Consider the following 22,618-nt stretch of genomic DNA (forward strand, 5'->3'; position numbering starts at 1 on the left):
TTGGGGCCTAACGTGAAGGAAAAGCAAAAAACAAGCCAGGACAAGCCAAGTCGTCCGGTGTTGGTTGGGTCGTTTCTTTTGTTTTATTGAGTCGATGTTCTACCTAAATAATCGATTAAATCCAATAATCTATGGCTATAACCGGCTTCGTTATCGTACCAGCCGACTATTTTGACCATTTTTCCAATGACGGAGGTCATCAGAGAATCAAACGTACAAGAATACGAACTATTGTTTATATCGATAGAAACTATGGGGTCTTCGGTATAAAAAAGGATATTTTTTAGGCTAGACTCCGATTTTTCCTTAAAAACAGCATTGATTTCGGCGATCGTGGTTTCCCGTGCCACATTAAAAGTAATATCCGTCAACGATCCGTTAGGCACGGGTACCCGAATACCACAACCCCCGATTACATCTGATAATTCGGGGAAAATTCGGGTCAAGGCCTTGGCCGCTCCCGTGGTAGTCGGAATAATCGACTGTGAGGCCGCGCGGGCCCTGCGCAGGTCCCGATGGGGCTGATCGTGAAGATTTTGATCTGAGGTATACGAATGAATGGTAGTAATATAGGCTTGTTCAATACCACAAAGATCTTGAATTACTTGAATCATGGGGGCGGCATTGTTTGTAGTACATGAGGCATTGGATACAATGCGGTCCTCAGGGCCTAATATATGTTCGTTAACCCCTAAAACCACCATTTTAATATCGTCTTGTACCGGGGGTACCGATAAGATGACCTTTTTTACCCCCGGTTTTAAATGGGGTTCCAGTTCAGGTTTGGTCTTGAATTTTCCGGTACATTCAACCACCATGTCCACATTCCATTCGTGCCATAGAATATCGGCAGGGTCTTGATGGTTACCAAGCGGGGTTAGCTTACCGTTTACTTCTATTCCGTTTTCCCCGCCTTTGATATTGGCATTAAAAGGGCCGTGGATACTATCGTATTTTAGTAAATGGGCTAGGGTAGAGGCATCGGCCAAATCGTTAATGGCTACCACCTCTATTCTGGGGTGGTCATGGGCCAATTTAAAGAATGTACGGCCTATTCGGCCAAATCCGTTGATGCCGATTCGAATGCGGTTCATGTGTAGAAGTACTAAAGTATGTGTTTGTGGGCCTTGTACGAAGAGCGGACCAAGGCACCGCTTTCTACATGTCTAAAGCCCATTTTAAGTCCGGTTTCCTCATATTTCCGGAACTGTTGCGGGGTTATGAACTCCTTCACGGGCAGGTGTTTTTTCGATGGTTGTAGGTATTGTCCAATGGTAACTACATCTACATTTGCTTTGCGCAGGTCTTCCATGGTTTCCAAAACCTCTTCTTCCAACTCTCCCAAACCTAGCATAATACCCGATTTGGTACGGTGGGCACCGTTCTCCTTTAAATAGGCCAATGCTTCTAGGCTGCGGTCGTATTTCGCTTGTATACGTACTTCACGGGTTAGGCGACGTACGGTTTCCATATTGTGCGAGATTACCTCTGGGGCGACTGAAAGTATACGGTCTAAATGGGTAGGAATGCCTTGAAAATCGGGAATAAGGGTCTCTAGGGTAGTCTCGGGGTTCATCCTACGGATGGCCTTTACCGTTTCGGCCCAGATAATAGATCCCATATCCTTTAAGTCGTCACGGTCAACCGAGGTTAATACCGCATGCTTAATATTCATGATCTTTATAGATCGGGCTACCTTTTCTGGTTCGGCCCAGTCTACACTTTCTGGCCTACCGGTCTTAACCCCACAAAAACCGCAGGAGCGCGTACAGATATTCCCCAAGATCATAAATGTGGCCGTGCCTTCGCCCCAACATTCACCCATATTGGGGCAGCTTCCCGAGGTACAGATGGTGTGTAGGTCGTACTTGTCGACCAAACCTCTAAGCTGGGTGTATTTTTTTCCGGTGGGTAATTTTACCCTAAGCCATTTTGGTTTTCCCTTGGTGGGTTTTGCGCTTACGGTTTCCATAGGCAAAAATTTATGCAAATATACGAAAGTAAATAGGGGCCGTACCTAGTAGGTTGTGCCTAGATATCCTACTTTTTATTCCGGATTATCTCGGCCAATAACTTTTTGGCCCGTAACAGCTTTACTTTAATGTTGTTGAGGGGTTCGTCCAATTCCTTGGCCATTTCGGCATAACTTAGCTCGTTGAAATAGCGCAGGTTGATTACCTTTTGGTAATGGGGTTTCAGTTTTTTGATATACCCCAAAAGCTTCGCTAGGTTTTGTTCGGTAATCAGCTGGTCTTCGGCTGTTGGGGCATCGTCCAATACCCGAACGATATCGGCACTGCCTTCGCTTTCCGATTGGTCCAATACATTGCTTTTGCGCTTACGTACCAAATCGATATGTACGTTTTTGGATATAGAGATCAGCCAAGTACCAAAATTGTAGTCGCTATTATAGGTGTCTATCTTATCAAAAGCTTTGGAAAAGGTCTGAATACTAATGTCCTCGGCATCGTTTTCATTGCGTATGCGCGACAATTGATACCCGTAAACATCGTTCCAGTAGCTGTCGAGCAGCTGGCTAAAAGCGATTTGGTTGCCTTGTTTTGCTTTGGCTATAATGGCCAGTACTTCGGCTTTGGACAAGTCTGCCATTTACAAATAGATCTTATTGGGCCGTAGCCTGGTCTCCTTTACATTGTTCGTCGGGCAAGCGACCACAGTAGCCACAGGCTTCGCCTTCTTTGTTCAAAAACGGATTCTGACTGGCACAGGTACCCGCGAACTTACCGTCTTTTTTCCCCCAGATTTTTATGGCGATTCCCGCGAAAGCCAATGCGAGTAATCCTATCGTAAGTAAGGCTAATTTCATCTGTTGATTTTTACTTCATGAATCCTAATCACCCATACGGGTTAACAAGAATTATTCGACCTATCCTAATGGTTAGGAAATTCCGGCCAAAGATACGAAATAAAAAACCCCGCTTCTGCGGGGCTTTTCAATCTTTTAACGGTCTACATCAGTATTTCATTTTGGCGACGATTTGATCTAGGGTAGGGGTTTGGTTGCCCCCGTTGGGTTCTATAGTAATATAGCCAACGGCATTATCGCCATACGGTAAGGCGAACATTTTATCTTTATCCTTGATCTCGCGCATTACCCCAAGGCTTACCAATTCGCCATTGACCTCGGCCCACATCTGGTAACATTGGTCTTCCGGTAGGTTCGGTAGGTTTCGTACGTTAATGTACGATAGCTTTTTAATAGGGTTCACGTAAGCCACGGCCTTTAATTCTTTGGCGCGTTTGTTGCCGCTTACGTAATATTTTTTGGTACGCGGATTGTTCAAGACGATAAATTGGTTGCGCACATCTTCCAATTGTTCTTTCATATCGGTCTCCAAATCCTTGATCTTGTTGGTAACCATGGTGTTTTCCTCGATAAGGTTCTGGTTTTGGTTCCAGAAGAAATAGGAAACACCAGCGAACATGCAGGCTACAAAGCTCGCGGCAATGGCATAACGGAAGAACTTGCTTTTGTTGCGTCGTTCCGTTTTAATACGATGTTGGATCTTGGCCTTAAGCCCTTCAGGGGTTTTTACCGAATGCAATTGGGCAAAGGCCTCCAAACCCTCTTGAAGGTCTTTATAGGCTTTACGTACCTCAGGGTAAAGGGCGATGTATCGTTCGGCTTTTTGCGATTCTAACGTATCGGCCGTGTCCAAGAGGTATTTCTCCAGTACATCGCTATCCAAAAAATCTTTTACTTTTTCTTTCATGGTCTTGGTATTAAACGTCAACCGGCACCGTATATTTTCTTCATCTCCCGTAACCCGATCTTTAAGCGCGACTTTATCGTGCCCAAGGGAATGTCGAGGGCTTCACTGGCTTCTTGTTGGGTCATACCTTGGAAAAACAAAGCTTCTAGCACGATTTGGTACTTAGGGTCCAAGGTGCCTAAATGCTTTTTAAGATCCAGGGCATCGGGGCTGATCGATTCGACGCCAAGATTATATACGTCAGATACGTCGATTTGGATTTCTTTTTCCTGTTTATTCCCTAAACTGCGCAATTTATCGATGGCCGTATTCCTCGTAATCCGAAATAGCCAGGTAAACAACTTGGCCTTGCTGGCATCGTATGAATCACTTTTGTTCCAGATCTTTACAAAGCTCTCCTGAAGTACATCTTGGGCCAACTCTTCATCTTTAACCACCTTTAAGGCTACCCCGTATAAGGTGTCGCTATAGTGCTCGTAGAGTAATGAAATCGCTTTTTCATCGCGCTCCTGCAATAATTCTACAATATGTTTTTCTAAAAGTTGACTCATTTATGTAAGGATGTCCAAATTTTATGGACTAACAGAATCCAAATGCTTATATTTATACGTAAATATATGGAGCACAAAGTTATTAAATTGTAAGTAACGCCTTTTTTAAAGGAAAAAATATTGAACTTTTAAATGTGTGATTGGTTATTGCACATTTAGTTTTTGGTTAGTTTGGTTTGGTATGGCCCCTGTGAGGACAGGGGTCATTTTTTATGGAATAATGTTAACTTCCGGTACGAGTTTGATGCCGAACTTTTCAATTACCGTATGCTGCACATACTGGGCCATCTCCCAAATATCGTTTCCTGTGGCGCCACCATAGTTTACCAAAACCAGGGCTTGGTTTTTATGTACACCGGCCTTGCCTTTCGTAAAGCCTTTTAAGCCACTGGCTTCAATGAGCCAACCGGCAGGTATTTTATAATTACCATCGTCCAGGGCATAAAAAGGTGCGGCTGTATGCTGTTTTGAAAATTGTTCGAATTCTGTTTTGGATAGTATCGGGTTTTTAAAAAAACTGCCGCTGTTGCCTATTTCCTTAGGGTCGGGTAACTTTTGACGCCGAATACCAATTACGGCTTCTGCTACATCTTGAATCGAGGGATTATCGATATTACGGGCTCGTAATGCGGCCGAAATGGCCCCATATGTCGTATGTTTTCGATGGTTTTTCTGGGTCAATTCCAGACAAACCGATAATATGATGTATTGGTCTTTGGCCTCTTTTTTAAATAGGGAATCGCGATACCCGAATTGGCAATCCGATTTAGTTAGCGTACGTATTTCGCCCGTAGCCCGATCCATTACCGTACAACTCACGAAAACATCTTTCAGCTCTACTCCATAGGCACCAATATTTTGAATGGGTGCGGTACCGATATTACCCGGAATCAAAGATAGGTTTTCAATGCCGCCGTAATCTTGTGCTAAGGCCCATTGGGTAAAATCGTGCCAATTTTCGCCGGCCATAGCGGTAATCCATACTTTATCGTTCCCTTTTTCTTGAACGGAAATACCTTTCAGGTTCAGATGTACCACTAATCGCTCAAGATCTTGGGTCAAAAGCATATTGCTGCCGCCACCTAATAAAAAGAGTTCCGGATAGCCTTTAAGGTCTAATACCTTTTTCACTTCTTCCGGCTTGCTTACCGATATAAAGTAACGGGCGGTAACATCGATTCCGAAGGTGTTGTAGTCTTTTAAAGAAACGTTTTCCTGTATCTGCATAGTCCTATTTTCCCGTATAGGCGGTGAGTCCCTCGGCCAAAATGCGAACCGCTTTCAACAACTGTTTTTCCTCTAAAACATAGGCGATCCTAATTTGGTTCTTCCCAAGGCCCGGAGAGGCATAGAATCCGGCCGCTGGGGCTACCATTACCGTTTCGCCATCTACTTCGAAGCTTTCCAACAACCATTGGGCAAAATGATCGGCATCGGCTATGGGTAGTTCGGCGATGCAATAAAAGGCACCGCTGGGCTTGCCTACTTTTATACCATCGATTTTTTCTAACTCGCTAATCAATAGTTTTCGGCGTTGGTCGTACTCTTCAATGACGTCGGTAAAATAAGACTCCGGCGTGTCTAAGGCCGCTTCAGAGGCGATTTGGGCATAGGTGGGTGGTGATAATCTAGCCTGTGCGAATTTCAGGGCAGTAGCGATGAGCTCTTTATTTTTAGAGACCAAGCAACCAATACGGGCCCCACACATACTATAACGCTTCGATACCGAGTCTACTACAATGGCGTTGTCGGCAATGGAATCGTGGGTTAAAATGGACTGGTGGGTACGGCCTTCATAGGTAAACTCGCGATAGACTTCATCGGCGACCAAGAAAAGATCATGCTTTTTCACCAACTCGGCCAATTTGGCAATTTCTTCGGCACTATATAGGTATCCGGTCGGGTTGCCGGGGTTACAGATCAATATCGCTTTGGTTTTCTCCGAGATCAGTTTCTCGAAATCCGCGATAGGGGGTAGGGCGAAATTTTCTTCTATTTTAGAAACTACCGGTACTACGGTTACACCGTTCGCCGTGGCGAAGCCATTGTAGTTGGCGTAAAAGGGTTCGGGTATAATTACCTCGTCTCCCGCATCGGCAATACTGCCCATAACAAACGATAGGGCCTCCGAACCACCAGTGGTAACGATAATGTCCGAGGCGTCTACCTCGATTTGGTGTTTGGCATAATATTGGGCAATTTTATCACGATAGGTTTCCGAGCCCTCCGTACGACTATAGGCCAAGACCGACACGGTATTGTTCTTTACCGCATCCAGCGCTATTTGTGGCGTTTTTATATCGGGCTGTCCAATGTTTAGATGGATAACCTGGGTTCCTCTTTTTTTGGCGGCTTCGGCAAACGGTACCAGCTTACGGATAGGACTTTGGGGCATATTTCCCCCTTTATTTGAGATGGAAGGCATATGATATCGGTAATTTTAAACAAAAATGGGAATTGCGTACGGGCCTAGCAACATTTCCGGCACATTTTGTTTGAATTTAAAATAACAGAATCGTTATCGGTTTCTTAAAATTCGAGGAGATTTCATGTGTTTTTCGTATCTTGAAGGGATGATTGTTGCGTTACGGTTATGAAAAGAGCAGGATTCGTACTTATATTGATGTTGTTTTTGCCCCTTTTTTTAATTGGGCAACGTTATTATTTACCCGCAGGAAAACCATCTGTTAAAGTAAAGTTCGAGCTAGTCAATAATTTGATTATCGTTCCTATTGAGGTTAACGGGGCCGAACTTTCGTTCATTCTCGATTCTGGGGTGGGGACCCCTATACTTTTTAACCTTTCCGATCAAGACTCCATTCAGATCAATCAAGTTTCGGAGGTAACCATAAAAGGCTTGGGCCAAGGGGAAGATGCCAAAGCCCTACGTTCTAGGGGTAACCACTTTAAAATTGGTGGGGTGCAGAACCAAAACCAGCAATTGTACGTGGTCATGGATAAATCCTTGAATTTTTCACCAAGTTTGGGGGTTCCGGTACATGGTATCATCGGTTATGACCTATTCCAAAATTTTGCCGTAGAGATCAGTTATACGGGTAATTTTATAAAATTCCACGACCCCGATAAATACAAACATAAGAAGGGTAAAAAGTTCCGGACCTTTCCATTGCAGCTCGATCATAAAAAGGCCTATGTCAAGGGGGCTGTTGTACTAGAAGATAAAGAAGAGATACCGGTCAAGTTATTGGTCGATACCGGAAGTAGTGATGCCGTATGGTTATTTACCGATGCTGAGAAGGGGTTGGAGTTACCCGAGAAAAATTATCGCGATTTTTTAGGCCAAGGCTTAAGCGGTGCCATATACGGCCATCGAACCAAGGTAAACAGTTTTAAGATCGGTGATTTTGAATTGCGTGATGCCAAAGCCGCGTTTCCGGATATGGAAACTTTTTCCGCCTTGAAGAACCTGGGGGATCGCAATGGTAGTGTCGGTAGCGAAATACTGAAACGTTTCAATATGGTTTTCGACTATCCGAACCGAAAGGTAACCATGCGAAAGAACAGTAAGTTCGGTGATGCTTTTCATTACAATATGAGCGGCATAGATCTGAAGCATAACGGTATGCGCTATATAGTGGAGCGTATCGCAGACACTAACGGAATCGTAGTGCAAGAAGATGGGGCTAATTTCGGGAATGTGCAGATATTGCTCGAAAACAAATCAAAATTGAGTTTGGTGCCCGAGATTATCGTGTCAGGCATACGGGCAGGTAGCCCTTCCGATTTGGCCGGACTCCAGGAAGGAGATCTTATTTTGGCCGTAAACGGAAAACGGGTGCATCAATATAAAATCCAGGAGATTTTTAAAATGCTGAACGAAAAAGACGGAAAGCATATTAAAGTATTGGTAGAAAGGGCCAATCAAGATGTTTTGGTCAGCTTTGTTTTGAAAAAGATTTTTTAGTTGGGGTTATAAAATAAGGCAAAAAAAAACCGCCACTTGGGCGGTTTTGTATTTTCTATAAAGGCGAACCTTATTATTTGGTTCCTTGGGTTTTAACCGTGCCTTTGATCTTTAAGACTTTAGTCGGTGTATCGGCATTGGAAATTACGGTAATCGCCTTGCGGATAGGTCCGGGACGATTGGTGTCGTACTTCACTTCTATTTTTCCGGTCTTACCCGGTAAAATGGGAGCTTCCGGTTTTTTAGGTATGGTACAACCACAGCTAGAGCTTACTTTGCTAATGATCAAAGGGCTCTTTCCGGTATTGGTAAACTCAAAAACGCGAACACCGTCGCTGCCTTTTTCAATTTCACCATAATCAATGGTCTCTGTCTTGAATTCTATTTTGGCCGCGGACTCTTGGGCAGATACGCCTAAACTAAGCAGTCCTACGAACAACAGTAATACGATTTTTTTCATTTCTATTCTTTTTTTGGTAATGGTAAATGTACTGGAAACCCGTTCAGGCTCCAAAATTCTTTTGTTATCTTATAACGTTACTTATTTTTGTTTCGTATTTGATGGGGTAATTATATCCCATTTTCTTTCTTGTAAGAATTATATTCGCCTAAATGAAACAAAAACCGTTCCAAAACATGGAAATTCCCTCAAAGTACGATTCGCAGAGAGTAGAGACGCAGTGGTATAAGTACTGGATGGATCATAAATATTTTGCATCTACCCCCGACGAAAGGGAGCCCTACACCATAGTGATTCCGCCACCCAATGTAACCGGGGTGTTGCATATGGGACATATGCTTAACAATACCATTCAAGATGTCTTGATCCGCCGTGCTCGGTTAAAGGGATATAATGCGTGTTGGGTACCGGGTACCGATCATGCTTCCATTGCTACCGAGGCCAAAGTAGTGGCCAAACTAAAAGCGGAAGGTATCGACAAGGCGGATCTTAGTCGCGAGGAGTTTTTAAAACATGCCTGGGATTGGACACACCAATACGGTGGTGTGATTTTGGAGCAATTGAAAAAGTTGGGCTGTTCCTGTGATTGGGACCGTACAGCCTTTACCCTCGATGATACTATGTATGCCTCGGTAATCAAGGTTTTTGTCGATTTATACGAAAAAGGATTGATCTACAGGGGGTATCGTATGGTAAACTGGGACCCGGAAGCCCAAACCACCTTGTCGGATGAGGAAGTTATCTATGAAGAACGTCAAGGACTATTGTATCATGTATCTTATAAAATCGCCGGCACTGAAGATACGTTGACCGTAGCGACCACGCGCCCGGAAACCATATTGGGCGATACGGCTATCTGTATCAATCCAGATGACCCTAGATATACCCATTTAAAGGGTAAAAAAGCTATCGTGCCAATCTGTAACCGGGAAATACCAATTATTGAAGATACTTATGTAGACGTAGAGTTCGGAACCGGATGTTTAAAGGTAACCCCGGCCCACGATCCCAACGATAAAACCTTGGGCGATAAACATAAACTGGAGGTTATAGATACCTTTAATGCCGATGGTACCCTAAACGCACATGGCCTACATTATGAGGGCATGGATCGTTTTGAAGTTCGTAAGGCCATTGCCAAAGAATTGAAAGAAATCGGGTCGTTGGTAAAGACCGAGAACTATACCAATAAGGTGGGGACATCGGAACGTACCAAAGCCGTTATAGAATCGCGCCTTTCGGATCAATGGTTCTTGAAAATGGAAGACTTGGTAAAACCTGCCATTAAAGCGGTGCTTGAAGATGAAGAGGTAAAGTTGTTCCCGAAAAAGTTCGAGAATACCTACCGCCACTGGATGGAGAACATACGCGATTGGAATATTTCGCGCCAATTGTGGTGGGGACAGCGTATACCGGCCTATTATTATGGTATAGGCAAGGAAGATTTCGTAGTGGCCGAAACGGCGGAAGCCGCCTTGGAAAAGGCCAAACAAAAAACGGCCAATAATGAACTTACCCTGGCCGATCTTCGTCAAGATGAAGATGCTTTGGATACTTGGTTCTCTTCTTGGCTATGGCCCATGAGTGTTTTTAATGGCATTTTGGAGCCTGAAAACGAAGAGATCAATTACTATTACCCTACCTCCGATTTGGTAACAGGGCCAGATATCCTATTCTTCTGGGTAGCCCGTATGATCATTGCGGGTTATGAGTTCAAAGATGCCAAGCCCTTTAAAAATGTGTATTTGACCGGTCTGGTACGCGACAAGCAAAGGCGTAAAATGTCGAAACAACTCGGCAATTCGCCCGATGCCCTGAAACTGATCGAGGAGTTCGGTGCCGATGGGGTTCGTGTAGGCTTGTTGTTGAGTTCCGCAGCCGGAAACGATTTGTTGTTCGATGAAGCCCTTTGCCAGCAAGGAAAGAACTTCTCCAATAAGGTTTGGAATGCTTTCCGATTGGTAAAAGGTTGGGAAACGGCCGATATACCACAACCCGAGGCGGCCCGTTTGGGCTTGGACTGGTACCGAGCCAAGTTCAATGCCACTTTGGTCGAAATCGAAGATCATTTCGATAAGTATCGTATTTCCGATGCCTTGATGGCTATCTATAAGTTGGTTTGGGACGATTTCTGTTCGTGGTTGTTGGAAATCGTAAAACCGGCCTATCAACAGCCTATCGATGCCAAAACCCAGCAAGAGGTAATCGCCTTGTTCGAAGAAAACCTAAAATTACTGCATCCGTTTATGCCTTTCCTTTCCGAAGAGATATGGCAGCATATGGAGGCACGTTCGCCTGAAGAGGCCTTGATCGTAGCTTCTTGGCCTAAAGTACAAGCCGTTGATGAAACCTTGATTTCCGGATTCCAAATGGCTTCGGAAGTAATTTCGGGCATTCGTACCATTCGTAAAGAAAAGAATATACCCAACAAAGAAACCTTGGAACTTTCGGTGCTCAATACCGAAGGGGTGGCCCCAAGCTGGGATGCCGTTATCAAAAAGATGGGTAATGTTTCCGAGTTGACTTATGTTGACCAAGCTTTAGATGGCGCGTTGTCTTTCCGGGTTAAGAGTAATGAATACTTTATTCCTGTAGGTGGCGCCATAGATGTAGCGGCCGAAATCGCCAAATTGGAAGAAGAGCTTAGCTATACCCAAGGCTTTTTGAAATCGGTACAGAAGAAACTTTCGAACGAGCGCTTTGTCAATAATGCCCCCGAGAAAGTGGTTGCTATCGAAAAACAAAAAGAGGCCGATGCCATGGCCAAGATCGAGACTATAGAAAAGAGTTTGGCCGGTCTAAAATAAGGCAAGTGACCGGGGGATTGCATAATTGCAGGTGATGCCTTATATTCGGGGGTCACCCAAAAAGACGTTGCCATGCAAACCTATGCCTCCGTATTGTTATATGCCATTCCGTTGTTCGTGATTATGGTGCTGATCGAAATAGCCTATGGTTACTTCGTAAAAAACCAAATGCACAATGTTATGGATACGGTGTCTAGTTTGAGTTCGGGTATCACCAATATCATAAAAGATACCTTGGGCCTAGGTATTGGATTGATAGGCTATACCTATTTGGTAGAACATTTGGCCATAGTTGAGGTAAAAAGCACTTGGCTAACCTACGTTATCGGGTTTATCGCGCTGGATTTTGCCGGTTATGTAAACCACTGGTTGGCGCATAAGGTCAATTATTTCTGGAACGAACATGTGGTGCACCATAGTAGTGAAGAGTTCAATTTGGCCTGCGCCCTGCGGCAGTCCATTTCGACCTTTTTTAAGTATGGGGCCATTCTTTTGATTCCGGCCGCAATTTTGGGGGTACCCCAAAAAGTGGTGGCCGTATTAGGTCCCTTACATCTATTTGGGCAGTTTTGGTACCATACCCGCCATATCGGTAAATTGGGCTTTCTCGAATACTTGATCATAACTCCATCGCAGCACCGTGTACATCATGCGATTAACCCGGAGTATATTGATAAAAACCTAGGTCAGATTTTTCCTTGGTGGGACTTTATGTTCGGTACCTATCAAGAAGAATTGGACGATGTGCCTCCGCAATATGGTGTTTTGAAGCCTGCCGCCACCTGGAACCCAATTTTAATTAATTTTCAACATCTATGGCGTTTGATCAAAGATGCCTGGCGTACCAATAGCTTTTGGGATAAATTGCGTATATGGTTTATGCCAACGGGTTGGCGCCCTGCCGATGTGGCCCAAAAATACCCGGTTGCCATAATCGAAGATGTCTACAATTTTAAAAAATATATGCCACCGGCTTCCACGGCCTTGCAGTGGTATTCCATTTTCCAAGTACTGGCCAATACCGCATTGATGATGTTCATGTTCTATAATTTCGATAATCTTAGTAGAAATGAACTCTTGCTTTATGGCGCCTTTGTTTTTGTCGGGGTGTACGGTTATACCTCACTAATGGATCGTAAATACTCGGGTATGTGGATCGAGGCGGTCAAAAGCTTGGGGGGTATCGCATTAATTTGGAGCCAGGGAAGTTGGTTCGGCATCGAAAATTACCTGTCTTGGGGCAATGCCCTCATTGTCTTTTTTATGCTGATATCGTTAGTGGGGGGTGTGTACTTTACCCTAAAGGATCGAAAAGGTGCCGGTTATCGGGCGGCCTTGGCTTAATCCATAATGGGTTTAGGCAGTTTGCGGTACCGGTGGGATATAAGGAAGCATTTAGGATACCTAATAGGTGCCGTTACGAACGGTATCGGTGACTTCGATATACATTTCCATGGCCTGGTCTTCCGTGATTTCCTGGGCTTGGATCAGGGCATTCATCTTAAAGGCGTTGATCAAGGGTTTACGACTGCCCGGGTGATCGAAATTGTTGTTCGCGATTTTGTAGTAGGCGTAAATTTTCAAAAGCAGATCGGCAGGTAAAGGGTGGGTGTAACTGTTCATAAAGGCCACGGCCTCTTCGAAACGTTCCCGCAATGTTGATCCTGCTTTGCTCATTTTTCCTTAATGGCGGCGATACAAGTTTTGGCTCCGGTTACTTTCTGGTCCAATTTTACGGTTACAATACAGTCAAGTGGCAAGTAAAGGTCTACCCGCGATCCGAATTTTATAAAGCCGGCATCTTCCCCTTGATGCACGCTATCGCCTTCCTCGGCATAATTTACGATTCTTTTCGCTAAGGCCCCGGCTACCTGCCTGTAAAGGATGTCGCCGAATTTAGGGGTGTTGATCACTACGGTGGTACGCTCATTTTCTTCACTGGCCTTGGGGTGCCAGGCTACTAGGTATTTACCGGGGTGGTATTTTGAATATTTAATGACCCCGCTGGCCGCATAACGGGTCACATGCACATTAAAGGGTGACATAAAGATGGAGACCATGCGACGTTTACCTTTGAAATATTCAGGCTCTTCCACTTCTTCGATAACAACTACCTTACCGTCTACTGGGGCCAAGATCTCGTCGAAGCTTTTGGTTACCTTGCGTTTTGGGTTCCTAAAAAACTGTAGGATCAATACCAAAAAGACCAAGACAAGAATTTGGACGCTCATGCGTAACCAAGGTATGCTTATAAAGTACTCCGAGGCCAACACGGCGGCAACTACAATAAAGAAAGTAATCAGGATGATCTTTTGTCCTTCCTTATGGAACATAATCGAACAGATTTAAGGTGAAATATGCAAATGGTGCCGCAAATATAAGACTATCCAACCGGTCTAACATACCTCCGTGGCCCGGAAGTATGGCCCCGCTATCCTTAACACCGGCATCGCGTTTAAACTTAGATTCTACCAAATCGCCCAAACTACCGCTGATTACCACGACCACGGTTAATATAAGCCATTGGCTGGTAGAGAGGGGGGTGTAATAACCAGCCAAAAAATATCCGGCAATTAATGAAAACACTAGTCCGCCCAAAGAACCTTCTATGGTTTTTTTAGGCGATACGGAAGGGAATAATTTGGTGCGTCCTATGCTTTTTCCTACTAAATAGGCAAAGGAGTCGTTAACCCAAATGAGTATAAAAATGCCCATAATAAGAAAAGAAGCGAATTCGCCACCAGGTCTATACGGAATCATGGTCAAAAAGATACAGCCCCCACCAATATAGAATACCCCAATCAAAAACTGGGTAAGGCGATTGAATACCTTTTTCTTTTTAGAGAACAAATAATACAATAGGGCCAAATCGGTAGCCAAGGTGGTGAACAATAGAGCTCCAATCCACCAAGGGTAACCCGAAAGCGCCGGTGTGATTAAATAGATATAGGCCCACCAAAGGATCAAATAGGCCAAAAAGATATGGTACCCACTCACTTTGAGCATACGCTTGTATTCGTAGATACAGGCGAGGCCGAAAATCATAAAAAGAAAATCGAAGGCGTCGGAACTTAAAAAGACAGTAGATAACAGCAGGGCCACGTATACGGCACCAGTAAGTAATCGCCTTAGTAATTCTTTCATTTGTTGAGGTTTATGGGTGTCTCTGGGGTAGATGAAAGGATTTTCAAGGGAGTCCTGCGTCCATCTGTGATAAATGTCGGAAAATTTTGGGCAAAAACAAGAGTCGTCATGGCTCTTCTGCTAAAAATCCTCTAAAAGTAATAGGTAAAGGTTTTTTGAGGTACTGCCATAAGAAAGGAAGTCTTCTTCTTTTGCGCTTTTTTCCTTAAAGTGCTTTATGGTAGTAATGTTGGCAGGGATACCGTTACCGCTATTCTTTTTTATGCTTTTAAGGCCGTCGCCAATGCTCTCGACCAATTGGCTGGTTGTAGCGAACACGATAAAATTATCGGGTAGTTCCTGAAGCTTTTTGCCATGCAGTTGGTTCGACGAGACCAATATAGAGCCATTATGGGCGATAAGGTGTTCGCAGGTGGTAAAGAAGACAGAGGTGCCCTCCATACGGTTGGTGAACATAAAATTCTCGGAGATAAAACGTTTGGCCAGTTCCGTATCCAAAGAAAAGAAGGGCTGGTCTTGCCATTGGTTTTCTATAATGATACGGTCGAGTACGTCGGTTATTTCCGAAAAAGAATCGCAATAGAGGAACTTGCCCCCATTGCGTTTGAAATTTATGGTGAACTTCTCATCTACCGGAATATCGAGATCGGGCATATGGGCACCACGGGTCTCTACCGTATCACTATCGGTTTTTTTTCCGCCTCCGAACAATTTTCCGAACAATCCCATATGGTTCCCGTATTCCGTAATTATTATGACCCCTCGACTGCCAAGGGGTCACTATTGCTATTCTTTTTCGCTATTGGTTTCTTTTTCAGTGGCTTGGGTTTCTTCTTCGGTTTTGGCCTCAACTTCAAAGGGGCGTTTTCCGAAAATCTTCTCCAAATCGTCTTTAAATATAACTTCTTTTTCCAATAATCGCTCGGCCAAGGCGGTAAGTTTGTCCTTGTTTTCGCTGAGCAATTCTATGGCCCTTTGGTATTGGGCTTCTATAATCTTCGAAATTTCCTTGTCAATGGCCTGGGCGGTTTCCTCACTGTAAGGTTTGGAGAACATGGCATCACTTTGGCCCGAAGAATCGTAGTAGGTAATATTACCCAATTTATCGTTAAGCCCATAAATGGTTACCATGGCTCGGGCTTGTTTGGTTACCTTTTCCAAATCGCTTAGGGCGCCGGTAGAAATTTCGTCGAAAATCACTTTTTCGGCTGCCCTACCTCCCAAGGTAGCACACATTTCGTCGAGCATTTGTTCGGTACGTACGATCAATCGTTCTTCTGGCAGGTACCAGGCGGCACCTAAAGATTGACCGCGAGGTACAATGGTTACTTTTACCAAAGGTGCGGCATGTTCCAGCATCCAGCTTACTGTAGCATGGCCAGCCTCGTGGAAGGCAATGGTTTTCTTTTCACGGGCGGTAATGATCTTGTTCTTCTTTTCCAACCCACCAACAATACGGTCTACGGCATCTAAGAAGTCTTGTTTGGTAACGGCCTTACGTTCTTTACGGGCGGCTATTAAAGCGGCTTCGTTACAAACGTTGGCAATATCTGCACCAGAGAAACCAGGGGTTTGTTTGGCCAAGAAATCGACGTCTAGGGTCTCAGCGGTTTTGATCGGTTTTAAGTGAACCTCGAAAATCTCTTTTCGTTCCCTTACATCGGGTAGGTCTACGTAAATCTGGCGATCGAACCTTCCGGCACGCATCAGGGCCTTGTCCAGTACATCGGCACGGTTGGTTGCGGCCAATACGATTACATTGGTATTGGTGCCAAAACCATCCATCTCGGTCAATAACTGGTTCAGGGTATTTTCACGCTCATCGTTAGAACCGGTAAAGTTGTTCTTGCCTCTGGCCCTACCAATGGCATCGATCTCATCGATAAAAATAATGGAAGGCGATTTGTCTTTGGCTTGTTTAAAAAGATCACGCACCCTAGAAGCACCGACCCCAACGAACATTTCTACGAAATCGGAGCCCGATAGTGAAAAGAAAGGTACTTTGGCTTCCCCGGCAACGGCCTTGGCCAAAAGGGTTTTACCGGTTCCGGGAGGGCCTACCAATAAGGCGCCTTTCGGAATTTTACCTCCTAAAGAGGTGTATTTGTCTGGGTTTTTCAGAAAGGATACGATTTCTTCTACTTCCTCCTTGGCACCTTCCAATCCGGCTACATCTTTAAATGAGGTACGGGTATCAGTCTTTTCGTCGAAAAGTTTAGCCTTTGATTTGCCGATATTGAAAATCTGTCCTCCGGCACCTCCTCCGGCACCGCCAGACATACGACGCATAATGTATATCCAGATACCAATAATCAAGATAAACGGTAGAAAGGAGATCAATACATCCATCAACACATTAGACTCGATATCGTAATCGATAACCGTATCTAGGTTATTGGTGGTCTTAATGGTTTTGATCTCGTTTTCAAAGTTCTGAAGATCGCCATAGGAGAAAATGTATTGCGGGGTCAACCCAGGTGTAAGCCCAAACGGTTTTTCCGAAACATCTTTATGTACTTGCTTTTTTAGGGCATCTTCGGTAAGGTAGATTTTTGCCTGTCCGGTATTCTTTATGATAAGGATCTTGTCGATATCCCCATTTCTAAGATAGGTAAGTACCTCGGATTGGGTGGTTTTGTTGTTGGTCATCGAATCGCCCCTAAAGAACTGGAAGCCGATGATAAGCATTAAGATAAACCCATATATCCACCAAGAGCTGAACCTTGGTTTATTAGAACCTGTTTTATTTTCTTTGGCCATTACTGTTTTTTACTGATTAAAGCTACTTTCAACTTCCGTTACCTTGGCATCGCCCCATAGGCTTTCGATGTCGTAGAATTCACGGATATGTTTCTGAAATACGTGTACCACTACGTTTACATAGTCTATTAGTACCCATTCAGAATTCTCCATGCCCTCAACGTTCCAAGGTTTATCGCCGATAGATTCCCCAACGGTTTTCTGGATTGAGTTGACAATTGCGTTTACATGTGTATTGGAGGTACCGTTGCATATAATGAAATAGTCGCAAACGGTGTTTTCTATATCTCTAAGATCCAGCAAGCTAATGTCGTTTCCTTTGACTTCTTCGATTCCCGATAAAATGGACGTAATCAGTCCATCTGCGCTGGCATATGTTTCTTGCATTAAATATCTTTAGTTTTTACAAATTTATGTTTTTTTTGTATTCTTCGCTATTGGAATTAACATAAGATTGTCAGTGTTAACAACCTACCTTGTCCATTATGGAAATAATCAAAATCGATGCCATTGGTTCTACCAATTCTTACCTGAAGGATTTATTGTTGAAAGAATCCTTGGACAAACCCTTGGTGGTGCAGACCCAAGACCAGTTCGGGGGTAGGGGGCAACGCGGGAATACCTGGGTGTCTGAACCGGGTAAAAACCTGACATTTAGTGTGCTGTGGCCTTTTGAGGGGTTGCCTGCCCAGGATCAGTTTCAGGTGAATATGGCTGTTTCCCTTGCCCTTTTCAAAGTGTTGAATGATTATGAATTGCCCGATGTAAAAGTGAAATGGCCTAACGACATTTTGTCAGGCAACACCAAAATTTGTGGAATCTTAATCGAAAACCTGCTGCGTGGGCCCTACCTGGCACATAGTATCATTGGAATCGGACTTAATGTAAACCAAAGGTCTTTTATTGGACTGCCAAAGGCTAATTCCATGGCAGGGGTAATGCGGCATAGCTATGACCTGGATACGGTTTTAATGGCTTTGCTTATGGCCTTGGAAGATAATCTGAAAGATATTCAGCTTCATGGCAAGGCTTTAAAACAGACCTACGAACACCATTTGTTCCGAAAAGGAGAGCCGGTTGTTTTTGACTTGTCTTCGGGAGAAACCCTTGAAGGTACGATAATGGGTGTGACCGATTTGGGCCAACTTCGGGTATTGCCCACTAATGGCTTCGAAAGGCGCTTTGGCTTTCAGGAAATAAAACTACGGTATTAGTTTAAAGTTTTCCCAGATTTTCGGATAGTGTTCCGATAAAGTTGGTGATCGGGCCCTTGATCATCATGGCCATCATGGCGTTGAATTCTCCTTCGAAACTTAAAGTAACCTCACTTTCTTGTTCGGCCACGGCATTAATATCGGCAGATAAGGTAAAGGGTAGTTTGTCGCTGGCAGCACCCAAAACTACTTTATCATTTGGGTTTTGCTCTTTGCGTTGCAGAACGATTTCTGGCATACCTTTAAGGGCAAATACAAAACGGTCGTCGTTGATCATCTCGAATTTACTGATGTTATCGGGCATCAATTTTTCGAAGTTTTTAAAATCGATCAAAAACTCGTAAATCTCTTTATCGCTTTTGGCTACCGTTTTTTTAGGACTTTCTATATGCATATCTTAAGCTTTCCATTGAGATGGGTCTTTACGCCAATCCCTTAGGGTTTCTAATTGTTCTTTTTTTACGTAGTCGGTCGCAGCGGCCAGTTCCAACAAGTGGGTGTAATCGCTTAAGGTGTTCAATTGTACCCCGGCTTCCTCAAAGTTAGTGGTGGCCACGGGAAACCCGTATGTGAATATCGCGATCATACCCAAAACCTTGGCCCCGCTGCTTTTAAGGGCATCTACGGCCTTTAGGCTACTGCCCCCGGTGCTGATCAAATCCTCAACGACCACAACACTACTGTTTTCGGGCAAGTAGCCCTCGATCTGGTTTTGGCGACCATGTGCCTTGGGTTTAGGGCGCACATATACGAAAGGTAGCTCCAAAGCATCGGCGACCAGCATACCAATACCAATGGCGCCTGTGGCCACACCGGCAATGGCATCGATATTTTTATATTGTTCCCGAATCTGTTCGGCCATGCGTTGGGCCACGAACCTACGTACCTCAGGATAAGAGAGTATCGTACGATTATCGCAGTAAATGGGCGATTTCCAACCGGAGGCCCAAGTGAAAGGGCTTTCCGGATTCAACTTAATTGCATTAATTTGCAGCAATTGGGCTGCCGTTTTTTGGGCAGTTTCCTTGTCTAAAACCATGCTGCAAATGTATAAAGTTTTTATGAATGATAGGCCGATGTATGTGACGAACAATGCAGAAGGTTTTACCGATATCCCCAGCTTTCCTTTAGATAAAAACGGGGTGGCCGAACTGATACAGAAACTCGAGGAAGCCTCCTTGGATCATGGGGTATTGGTCCGGGAAGGTCATGATAATGTGATTACGCTACTCAAGGGTATTTTACCCTTAGAGATTGCCGCTGGGGGTGTCGTAAGAAACCCAAAAGGAAAAATACTGTTCATAAAACGCAATGGCCGTTGGGACCTGCCCAAAGGCAAGGTCGATAAGGGTGAAAGTTGGCAAGCGGCCGCAGTTCGTGAGGTAGAGGAAGAGACCGGGGTGGCCGATATTGAATTGTTACATTTTATACAGACCACCTACCATATTTTGGAACGTAAGGGTGTTAAGAAACTCAAGGAGGTACATTGGTATCATATGCAAACCAACTTTAGCGGTGATTTGGTGCCTCAGTTAGATGAAGGCATTACCAAGGTAAAGTGGAAAGGCCCCAAAAAGACCCGAAAGGCCTTACGAAATACCTATGCCAATATTAAACTGTTGTTTCCAGAAGTGGGGAATTAGTTGAAAAAGGAAATACCTAAATAGCCCAGACTGGCACTAACGTGATTAATGGATTTTTATTGGTGTAGCTTTTCTCGAATAAGATTTGCCGTTTTCAATTCACCATTATGAGGTAAATACACAAAATCTGGTGCCAAAACATTACCAATTGCTAAAACCCCGTATTCCGAATTAAATAAAATTGGACCTGTTCCATCTATAATCGGTTCAGTCAAATCGTATTTCTTAAATGGTAATCCGGAAATTTCTTCAATCATAATTTCAGATCCTTTGACGGCCTTATATTCATCAAATCCGAATTTTAAAGTTTCCGAATTCGAATTGTACTCAAATAGCATGTTCAATTTGGGATTCTCAGAAAATTCATAACTAAATTTCCGCTTTTCGCTTCGTATTTCGAGAACCATCAAATATTCTCTTTCTTTAGGCGCATCGTTGAAAAAGATATAAAGATTGCGATTTCCATAAGTTGTTTTAACAACATCTCCGCAACTAAATGAAATTGCCAAAGACAAGGCAAATAATGCTATTCGAATCTTTTTATTCAAATGATTTTTAATTTTTTACAAAGTATGGAGTGATGAGTTGAATTTCCTAAGCTATTGTTTCGGAACCCGATAAATAGGATACTGCAAATGTGCCTTTTCATAATGTTTAGATCGCTTGTGCAGCCAATCGAGTTGGCTATAGGGGTTGTCTATTAACCTAGGGTCGGCGGTTCGAATGGAATCGAATTCCTTTTTTAACAAACTATCGTTTTCTAGCATGTTGAGGGCCGTGTCTTCAAAAACATAGGGAGAGAAATGCTCTTTTTGCTGAAGGATAATGTCAAAATAATTCCAGTTGAAAAAAGAATCGGGAGCTTGAGGTTCCAAGGTTTCCAATAGATAGCGTATTCCGGCCTGTTGGGTAGGTACCCAAAGATCTCCAGTCTTAAAGGCCATATTTTTTGTAGTGGCCTTAACCTGGGTATTGTAGTGTATATAATGGCCTTCAAACGGACTTTTTGCCGTTCCGAAGTCGGCGATTCGGTACGATTCTACCTCTAAAACCGTGTCTTTTTCCAAGGCGATATATTCAATTTGGTTTTGATCGAGTCGGGCTATTACTTCGCGCCATTGTTTTGGAATCAAATAGCCCTCCGGAATAGCAATACTATCAACGGGTTTATAGTGATCGTAGTAGGTGACAGGTTTTTCGAAAGGTTTTGAGCGGTCGTAGCGTAGTCGGTTTAAGCCTGTGGCCGCACTGGTGGTCCACTCGCCTTCAAATCCTTTGAAATCAAGGCTTCTGGTCTGGGTGCTGTCAAGGGTCCACTGAAGGGGGTAGTGTTTTTTCTCCAGCATTTGCCTATGGGCTTCCGCTACCACGTTTTTTACATTATCAGATTCAGGATCTACGATACCTAGCATTTTCTCCATTAGGGTATAGGTGCCTTTAACCCTTTGGTCATAGGGTTTTAGCATATGGGTTTCTACCATCATGCCGAGGGTGTTCCAGAGGGTGGTGTAGCCCGAACTATATCTCGAGTAATCCATGAATTGCGAAAAGCCTGCATCGGGCGTACGACCAAAAACATTTACATAGGGCGTTATGGGCCAACCATCTTTTTCTAGGGCGTTTTCCAGTTGAGGTCTTAGTTCTTTTTCCAAATAGTTGCCAGCGGCACCGCCCAAACGGTTGTGTTGGGTAAATAAATGGGTCAGGGTGTATTGATAATCGGCCCCATTGCTCACATGGTTGTCAATAAACACATGGGGTTTAACCAAATGAAAGATCTGGCTAAAGGTTTGGGCATTCTTGGTGTCCGATTTTATAAAATCGCGATTTAGGTCAAAATTACGGGCATTGCCCCTAAATCCATAGGATTTTGGTCCGTTCTGGTTGGTTCGCGAATAACTGTTACGGTTTAACGCACCGCCGACATTGTAAATCGGAATGGCTGTAATAACGGTGTTTAAAGGTTGCTTTAGTTTGCCACTGGCCAAATCCCGAAAGAGCATCATGGTGGCATCTATACCGTCGCTTTCCCCGGGGTGTATGCCGTTGTTGACTAAGATTATGGCTTTTTCTTCCCGAATACTGTTAAAATCGAACTCGCCCTCCGGATTATATGTTACCAAATGTAAGGGTAAGCCGCTATCGGTTTCACCTATGTTTTGAAAGTTGATTTCTGGGTATTCTTTGGCAAGCGCCATATAGAAATCTAGGGTCTCTTGGTATGTGGCCGTTTCACTACCCTTGCTAGTTTCGAATACGGTGGTGAATTCAGGTTCTTCGTTCTGTGTTACCGTTTCGCATCCTATCAAGGCCAAAAAGAGGCCACAGAAGTATAGATTTTTCATGGTTCCTTGAAATAGAGGTTGGTGTACTTTTGGTC

The 22,618-nt window shown here is 44.0% G+C and carries 24 protein-coding genes; 5 read left to right on the forward strand and 19 right to left on the reverse strand.

What is annotated here, in order from left to right:
• Positions 1-83: 83 nt before the first annotated feature.
• The 8 genes from gap to B7P33_RS17020 all read right to left on the reverse strand — a co-directional run bounded on the left by gap (position 84) and on the right by B7P33_RS17020 (position 6,710).
• Positions 84-1,094, reverse strand: coding sequence for a type I glyceraldehyde-3-phosphate dehydrogenase (gene gap, locus B7P33_RS16985; protein WP_097443414.1), 1,011 nt, complete (start codon positions 1,092-1,094; stop codon positions 84-86).
• A gap of 11 nt (positions 1,095-1,105) precedes the next feature.
• Positions 1,106-1,972, reverse strand: a complete 867-nt coding sequence (gene lipA, locus B7P33_RS16990) for a lipoyl synthase (RefSeq protein WP_172435985.1) — start codon at positions 1,970-1,972, stop codon at positions 1,106-1,108.
• A 68-nt stretch (positions 1,973-2,040) separates the two neighbouring features.
• Positions 2,041-2,610 (reverse strand): RNA polymerase sigma factor, encoded by a 570-nt coding sequence (locus B7P33_RS16995; protein ID WP_097443415.1) that lies wholly within the window; start codon positions 2,608-2,610, stop codon positions 2,041-2,043.
• A 13-nt stretch (positions 2,611-2,623) separates the two neighbouring features.
• Complete coding sequence (locus tag B7P33_RS17000; RefSeq protein WP_097443416.1) at positions 2,624-2,827, reverse strand: membrane or secreted protein; 204 nt, start codon at positions 2,825-2,827, stop codon at positions 2,624-2,626.
• Positions 2,828-2,975: 148 nt separating this feature from the next.
• Complete coding sequence (locus B7P33_RS17005) at positions 2,976-3,734, reverse strand: anti-sigma factor (protein ID WP_097443417.1); 759 nt, start codon at positions 3,732-3,734, stop codon at positions 2,976-2,978.
• A 17-nt stretch (positions 3,735-3,751) separates the two neighbouring features.
• The gene (locus B7P33_RS17010; RefSeq protein ID WP_097443418.1) at positions 3,752-4,285 is read right to left on the reverse strand and encodes an RNA polymerase sigma factor; all 534 of its coding nucleotides are present in this window, start codon (positions 4,283-4,285) and stop codon (positions 3,752-3,754) included.
• A gap of 210 nt (positions 4,286-4,495) precedes the next feature.
• Positions 4,496-5,512: a UDP-N-acetylmuramate dehydrogenase gene (murB, locus tag B7P33_RS17015; RefSeq protein ID WP_097443419.1), complete on the reverse strand. Its 1,017-nt coding sequence runs from the start codon at positions 5,510-5,512 to the stop codon at positions 4,496-4,498.
• A gap of 4 nt (positions 5,513-5,516) precedes the next feature.
• Positions 5,517-6,710: a pyridoxal phosphate-dependent aminotransferase gene (locus B7P33_RS17020; protein ID WP_097443420.1), complete on the reverse strand. Its 1,194-nt coding sequence runs from the start codon at positions 6,708-6,710 to the stop codon at positions 5,517-5,519.
• Positions 6,711-6,878: 168 nt separating this feature from the next.
• Here B7P33_RS17020 and B7P33_RS17025 point away from each other — a divergent pair, with 168 nt between their 5' ends.
• On the forward strand, positions 6,879-8,210 hold the full coding sequence (locus B7P33_RS17025) for an aspartyl protease family protein (RefSeq protein ID WP_097443421.1): 1,332 nt from the start codon (positions 6,879-6,881) through the stop codon (positions 8,208-8,210).
• A gap of 73 nt (positions 8,211-8,283) precedes the next feature.
• Here B7P33_RS17025 and B7P33_RS17030 read toward each other — a convergent pair whose 3' ends face one another.
• A complete protein-coding gene (locus B7P33_RS17030) occupies positions 8,284-8,670 on the reverse strand; it encodes a DUF1573 domain-containing protein (protein WP_097443422.1) in 387 nt (128 codons plus the stop codon).
• Between the two features lie 176 nt (positions 8,671-8,846).
• Here B7P33_RS17030 and B7P33_RS17035 point away from each other — a divergent pair, with 176 nt between their 5' ends.
• Both B7P33_RS17035 and B7P33_RS17040 read left to right on the forward strand, forming a co-directional pair.
• Complete coding sequence (locus B7P33_RS17035; protein WP_097443564.1) at positions 8,847-11,477, forward strand: valine--tRNA ligase; 2,631 nt, start codon at positions 8,847-8,849, stop codon at positions 11,475-11,477.
• A 72-nt stretch (positions 11,478-11,549) separates the two neighbouring features.
• On the forward strand, positions 11,550-12,821 hold the full coding sequence (locus B7P33_RS17040; protein ID WP_097443423.1) for a sterol desaturase family protein: 1,272 nt from the start codon (positions 11,550-11,552) through the stop codon (positions 12,819-12,821).
• Between the two features lie 60 nt (positions 12,822-12,881).
• Here the strand turns inward: B7P33_RS17040 and B7P33_RS17045 are convergent, their stop codons facing one another.
• The 6 genes from B7P33_RS17045 to rsfS form a co-directional block, all read right to left on the reverse strand.
• Positions 12,882-13,154 (reverse strand): acyl-CoA-binding protein, encoded by a 273-nt coding sequence (locus B7P33_RS17045; protein ID WP_097443424.1) that lies wholly within the window; start codon positions 13,152-13,154, stop codon positions 12,882-12,884.
• Positions 13,151-13,810 (reverse strand): phosphatidylserine decarboxylase family protein, encoded by a 660-nt coding sequence (locus tag B7P33_RS17050; RefSeq protein ID WP_097443425.1) that lies wholly within the window; start codon positions 13,808-13,810, stop codon positions 13,151-13,153. The genes B7P33_RS17045 and B7P33_RS17050 overlap by 4 nt, the downstream gene beginning before the upstream one ends.
• The gene (locus tag B7P33_RS17055; RefSeq protein WP_097443426.1) at positions 13,800-14,621 is read right to left on the reverse strand and encodes a phosphatidate cytidylyltransferase; all 822 of its coding nucleotides are present in this window, start codon (positions 14,619-14,621) and stop codon (positions 13,800-13,802) included. Before B7P33_RS17055 ends, B7P33_RS17050 begins: the two co-directional genes overlap by 11 nt.
• A gap of 120 nt (positions 14,622-14,741) precedes the next feature.
• Positions 14,742-15,350 (reverse strand): LUD domain-containing protein, encoded by a 609-nt coding sequence (locus B7P33_RS17060; protein ID WP_097443427.1) that lies wholly within the window; start codon positions 15,348-15,350, stop codon positions 14,742-14,744.
• A gap of 57 nt (positions 15,351-15,407) precedes the next feature.
• Entirely contained in the window at positions 15,408-17,381 is a 1,974-nt protein-coding gene (gene ftsH, locus B7P33_RS17065; RefSeq protein ID WP_097443428.1) for an ATP-dependent zinc metalloprotease FtsH, read from the reverse strand.
• A gap of 9 nt (positions 17,382-17,390) precedes the next feature.
• Positions 17,391-17,768 (reverse strand): ribosome silencing factor, encoded by a 378-nt coding sequence (gene rsfS, locus B7P33_RS17070; protein ID WP_097443429.1) that lies wholly within the window; start codon positions 17,766-17,768, stop codon positions 17,391-17,393.
• A 98-nt stretch (positions 17,769-17,866) separates the two neighbouring features.
• On the opposite strand from rsfS, the gene B7P33_RS17075 reads away from it, so the two are divergent.
• Positions 17,867-18,595, forward strand: a complete 729-nt coding sequence (locus B7P33_RS17075; protein ID WP_097443430.1) for a biotin--[acetyl-CoA-carboxylase] ligase — start codon at positions 17,867-17,869, stop codon at positions 18,593-18,595.
• 1 nt (position 18,596) lies between these two features.
• Here B7P33_RS17075 and B7P33_RS17080 read toward each other — a convergent pair whose 3' ends face one another.
• Positions 18,597-18,989 (reverse strand): orotate phosphoribosyltransferase, encoded by a 393-nt coding sequence (locus B7P33_RS17080; protein WP_097443431.1) that lies wholly within the window; start codon positions 18,987-18,989, stop codon positions 18,597-18,599.
• Between the two features lie 3 nt (positions 18,990-18,992).
• On the reverse strand, positions 18,993-19,634 hold the full coding sequence (gene pyrE / locus B7P33_RS17085) for an orotate phosphoribosyltransferase (RefSeq protein WP_097443432.1): 642 nt from the start codon (positions 19,632-19,634) through the stop codon (positions 18,993-18,995).
• Between the two features lie 22 nt (positions 19,635-19,656).
• On the opposite strand from pyrE, the gene B7P33_RS17090 reads away from it, so the two are divergent.
• Entirely contained in the window at positions 19,657-20,238 is a 582-nt protein-coding gene (locus B7P33_RS17090) for an NUDIX hydrolase (protein ID WP_317042832.1), read from the forward strand.
• A 56-nt stretch (positions 20,239-20,294) separates the two neighbouring features.
• On the opposite strand, the gene B7P33_RS17095 is transcribed toward B7P33_RS17090, so the two are convergent.
• Positions 20,295-20,786, reverse strand: a complete 492-nt coding sequence (locus B7P33_RS17095) for a hypothetical protein (protein WP_097443433.1) — start codon at positions 20,784-20,786, stop codon at positions 20,295-20,297.
• Between the two features lie 51 nt (positions 20,787-20,837).
• The gene (locus tag B7P33_RS17100; RefSeq protein ID WP_097443434.1) at positions 20,838-22,583 is read right to left on the reverse strand and encodes a M14 family metallopeptidase; all 1,746 of its coding nucleotides are present in this window, start codon (positions 22,581-22,583) and stop codon (positions 20,838-20,840) included.
• Between the last annotated feature and the right edge of the window lie 35 nt (positions 22,584-22,618).

The organism is Sediminicola luteus (genome assembly GCF_002514735.1).
In the GTDB taxonomy this organism is placed as follows: domain Bacteria; phylum Bacteroidota; class Bacteroidia; order Flavobacteriales; family Flavobacteriaceae; genus HQA918.

Coding starts and splice junctions, on each gene's coding strand:
- gap (WP_097443414.1), bottom strand. CDS start 1,094: ATGAACCGCATTCGAATCGGCATCAACGGATTTGGCCGAATAGGCCGT.
- lipA (WP_172435985.1), bottom strand. CDS start 1,972: ATGGAAACCGTAAGCGCAAAACCCACCAAGGGAAAACCAAAATGGCTT.
- B7P33_RS16995 (WP_097443415.1), bottom strand. CDS start 2,610: ATGGCAGACTTGTCCAAAGCCGAAGTACTGGCCATTATAGCCAAAGCA.
- B7P33_RS17000 (WP_097443416.1), bottom strand. CDS start 2,827: ATGAAATTAGCCTTACTTACGATAGGATTACTCGCATTGGCTTTCGCG.
- B7P33_RS17005 (WP_097443417.1), bottom strand. CDS start 3,734: ATGAAAGAAAAAGTAAAAGATTTTTTGGATAGCGATGTACTGGAGAAA.
- B7P33_RS17010 (WP_097443418.1), bottom strand. CDS start 4,285: ATGAGTCAACTTTTAGAAAAACATATTGTAGAATTATTGCAGGAGCGC.
- murB (WP_097443419.1), bottom strand. CDS start 5,512: ATGCAGATACAGGAAAACGTTTCTTTAAAAGACTACAACACCTTCGGA.
- B7P33_RS17020 (WP_097443420.1), bottom strand. CDS start 6,710: ATGCCTTCCATCTCAAATAAAGGGGGAAATATGCCCCAAAGTCCTATC.
- B7P33_RS17025 (WP_097443421.1), top strand. CDS start 6,879: ATGAAAAGAGCAGGATTCGTACTTATATTGATGTTGTTTTTGCCCCTT.
- B7P33_RS17030 (WP_097443422.1), bottom strand. CDS start 8,670: ATGAAAAAAATCGTATTACTGTTGTTCGTAGGACTGCTTAGTTTAGGC.
- B7P33_RS17035 (WP_097443564.1), top strand. CDS start 8,847: ATGGAAATTCCCTCAAAGTACGATTCGCAGAGAGTAGAGACGCAGTGG.
- B7P33_RS17040 (WP_097443423.1), top strand. CDS start 11,550: ATGCAAACCTATGCCTCCGTATTGTTATATGCCATTCCGTTGTTCGTG.
- B7P33_RS17045 (WP_097443424.1), bottom strand. CDS start 13,154: ATGAGCAAAGCAGGATCAACATTGCGGGAACGTTTCGAAGAGGCCGTG.
- B7P33_RS17050 (WP_097443425.1), bottom strand. CDS start 13,810: ATGTTCCATAAGGAAGGACAAAAGATCATCCTGATTACTTTCTTTATT.
- B7P33_RS17055 (WP_097443426.1), bottom strand. CDS start 14,621: ATGAAAGAATTACTAAGGCGATTACTTACTGGTGCCGTATACGTGGCC.
- B7P33_RS17060 (WP_097443427.1), bottom strand. CDS start 15,350: ATGGGATTGTTCGGAAAATTGTTCGGAGGCGGAAAAAAAACCGATAGT.
- ftsH (WP_097443428.1), bottom strand. CDS start 17,381: ATGGCCAAAGAAAATAAAACAGGTTCTAATAAACCAAGGTTCAGCTCT.
- rsfS (WP_097443429.1), bottom strand. CDS start 17,768: ATGCAAGAAACATATGCCAGCGCAGATGGACTGATTACGTCCATTTTA.
- B7P33_RS17075 (WP_097443430.1), top strand. CDS start 17,867: ATGGAAATAATCAAAATCGATGCCATTGGTTCTACCAATTCTTACCTG.
- B7P33_RS17080 (WP_097443431.1), bottom strand. CDS start 18,989: ATGCATATAGAAAGTCCTAAAAAAACGGTAGCCAAAAGCGATAAAGAG.
- pyrE (WP_097443432.1), bottom strand. CDS start 19,634: ATGGTTTTAGACAAGGAAACTGCCCAAAAAACGGCAGCCCAATTGCTG.
- B7P33_RS17090 (WP_317042832.1), top strand. CDS start 19,657: ATGAATGATAGGCCGATGTATGTGACGAACAATGCAGAAGGTTTTACC.
- B7P33_RS17100 (WP_097443434.1), bottom strand. CDS start 22,583: ATGAAAAATCTATACTTCTGTGGCCTCTTTTTGGCCTTGATAGGATGC.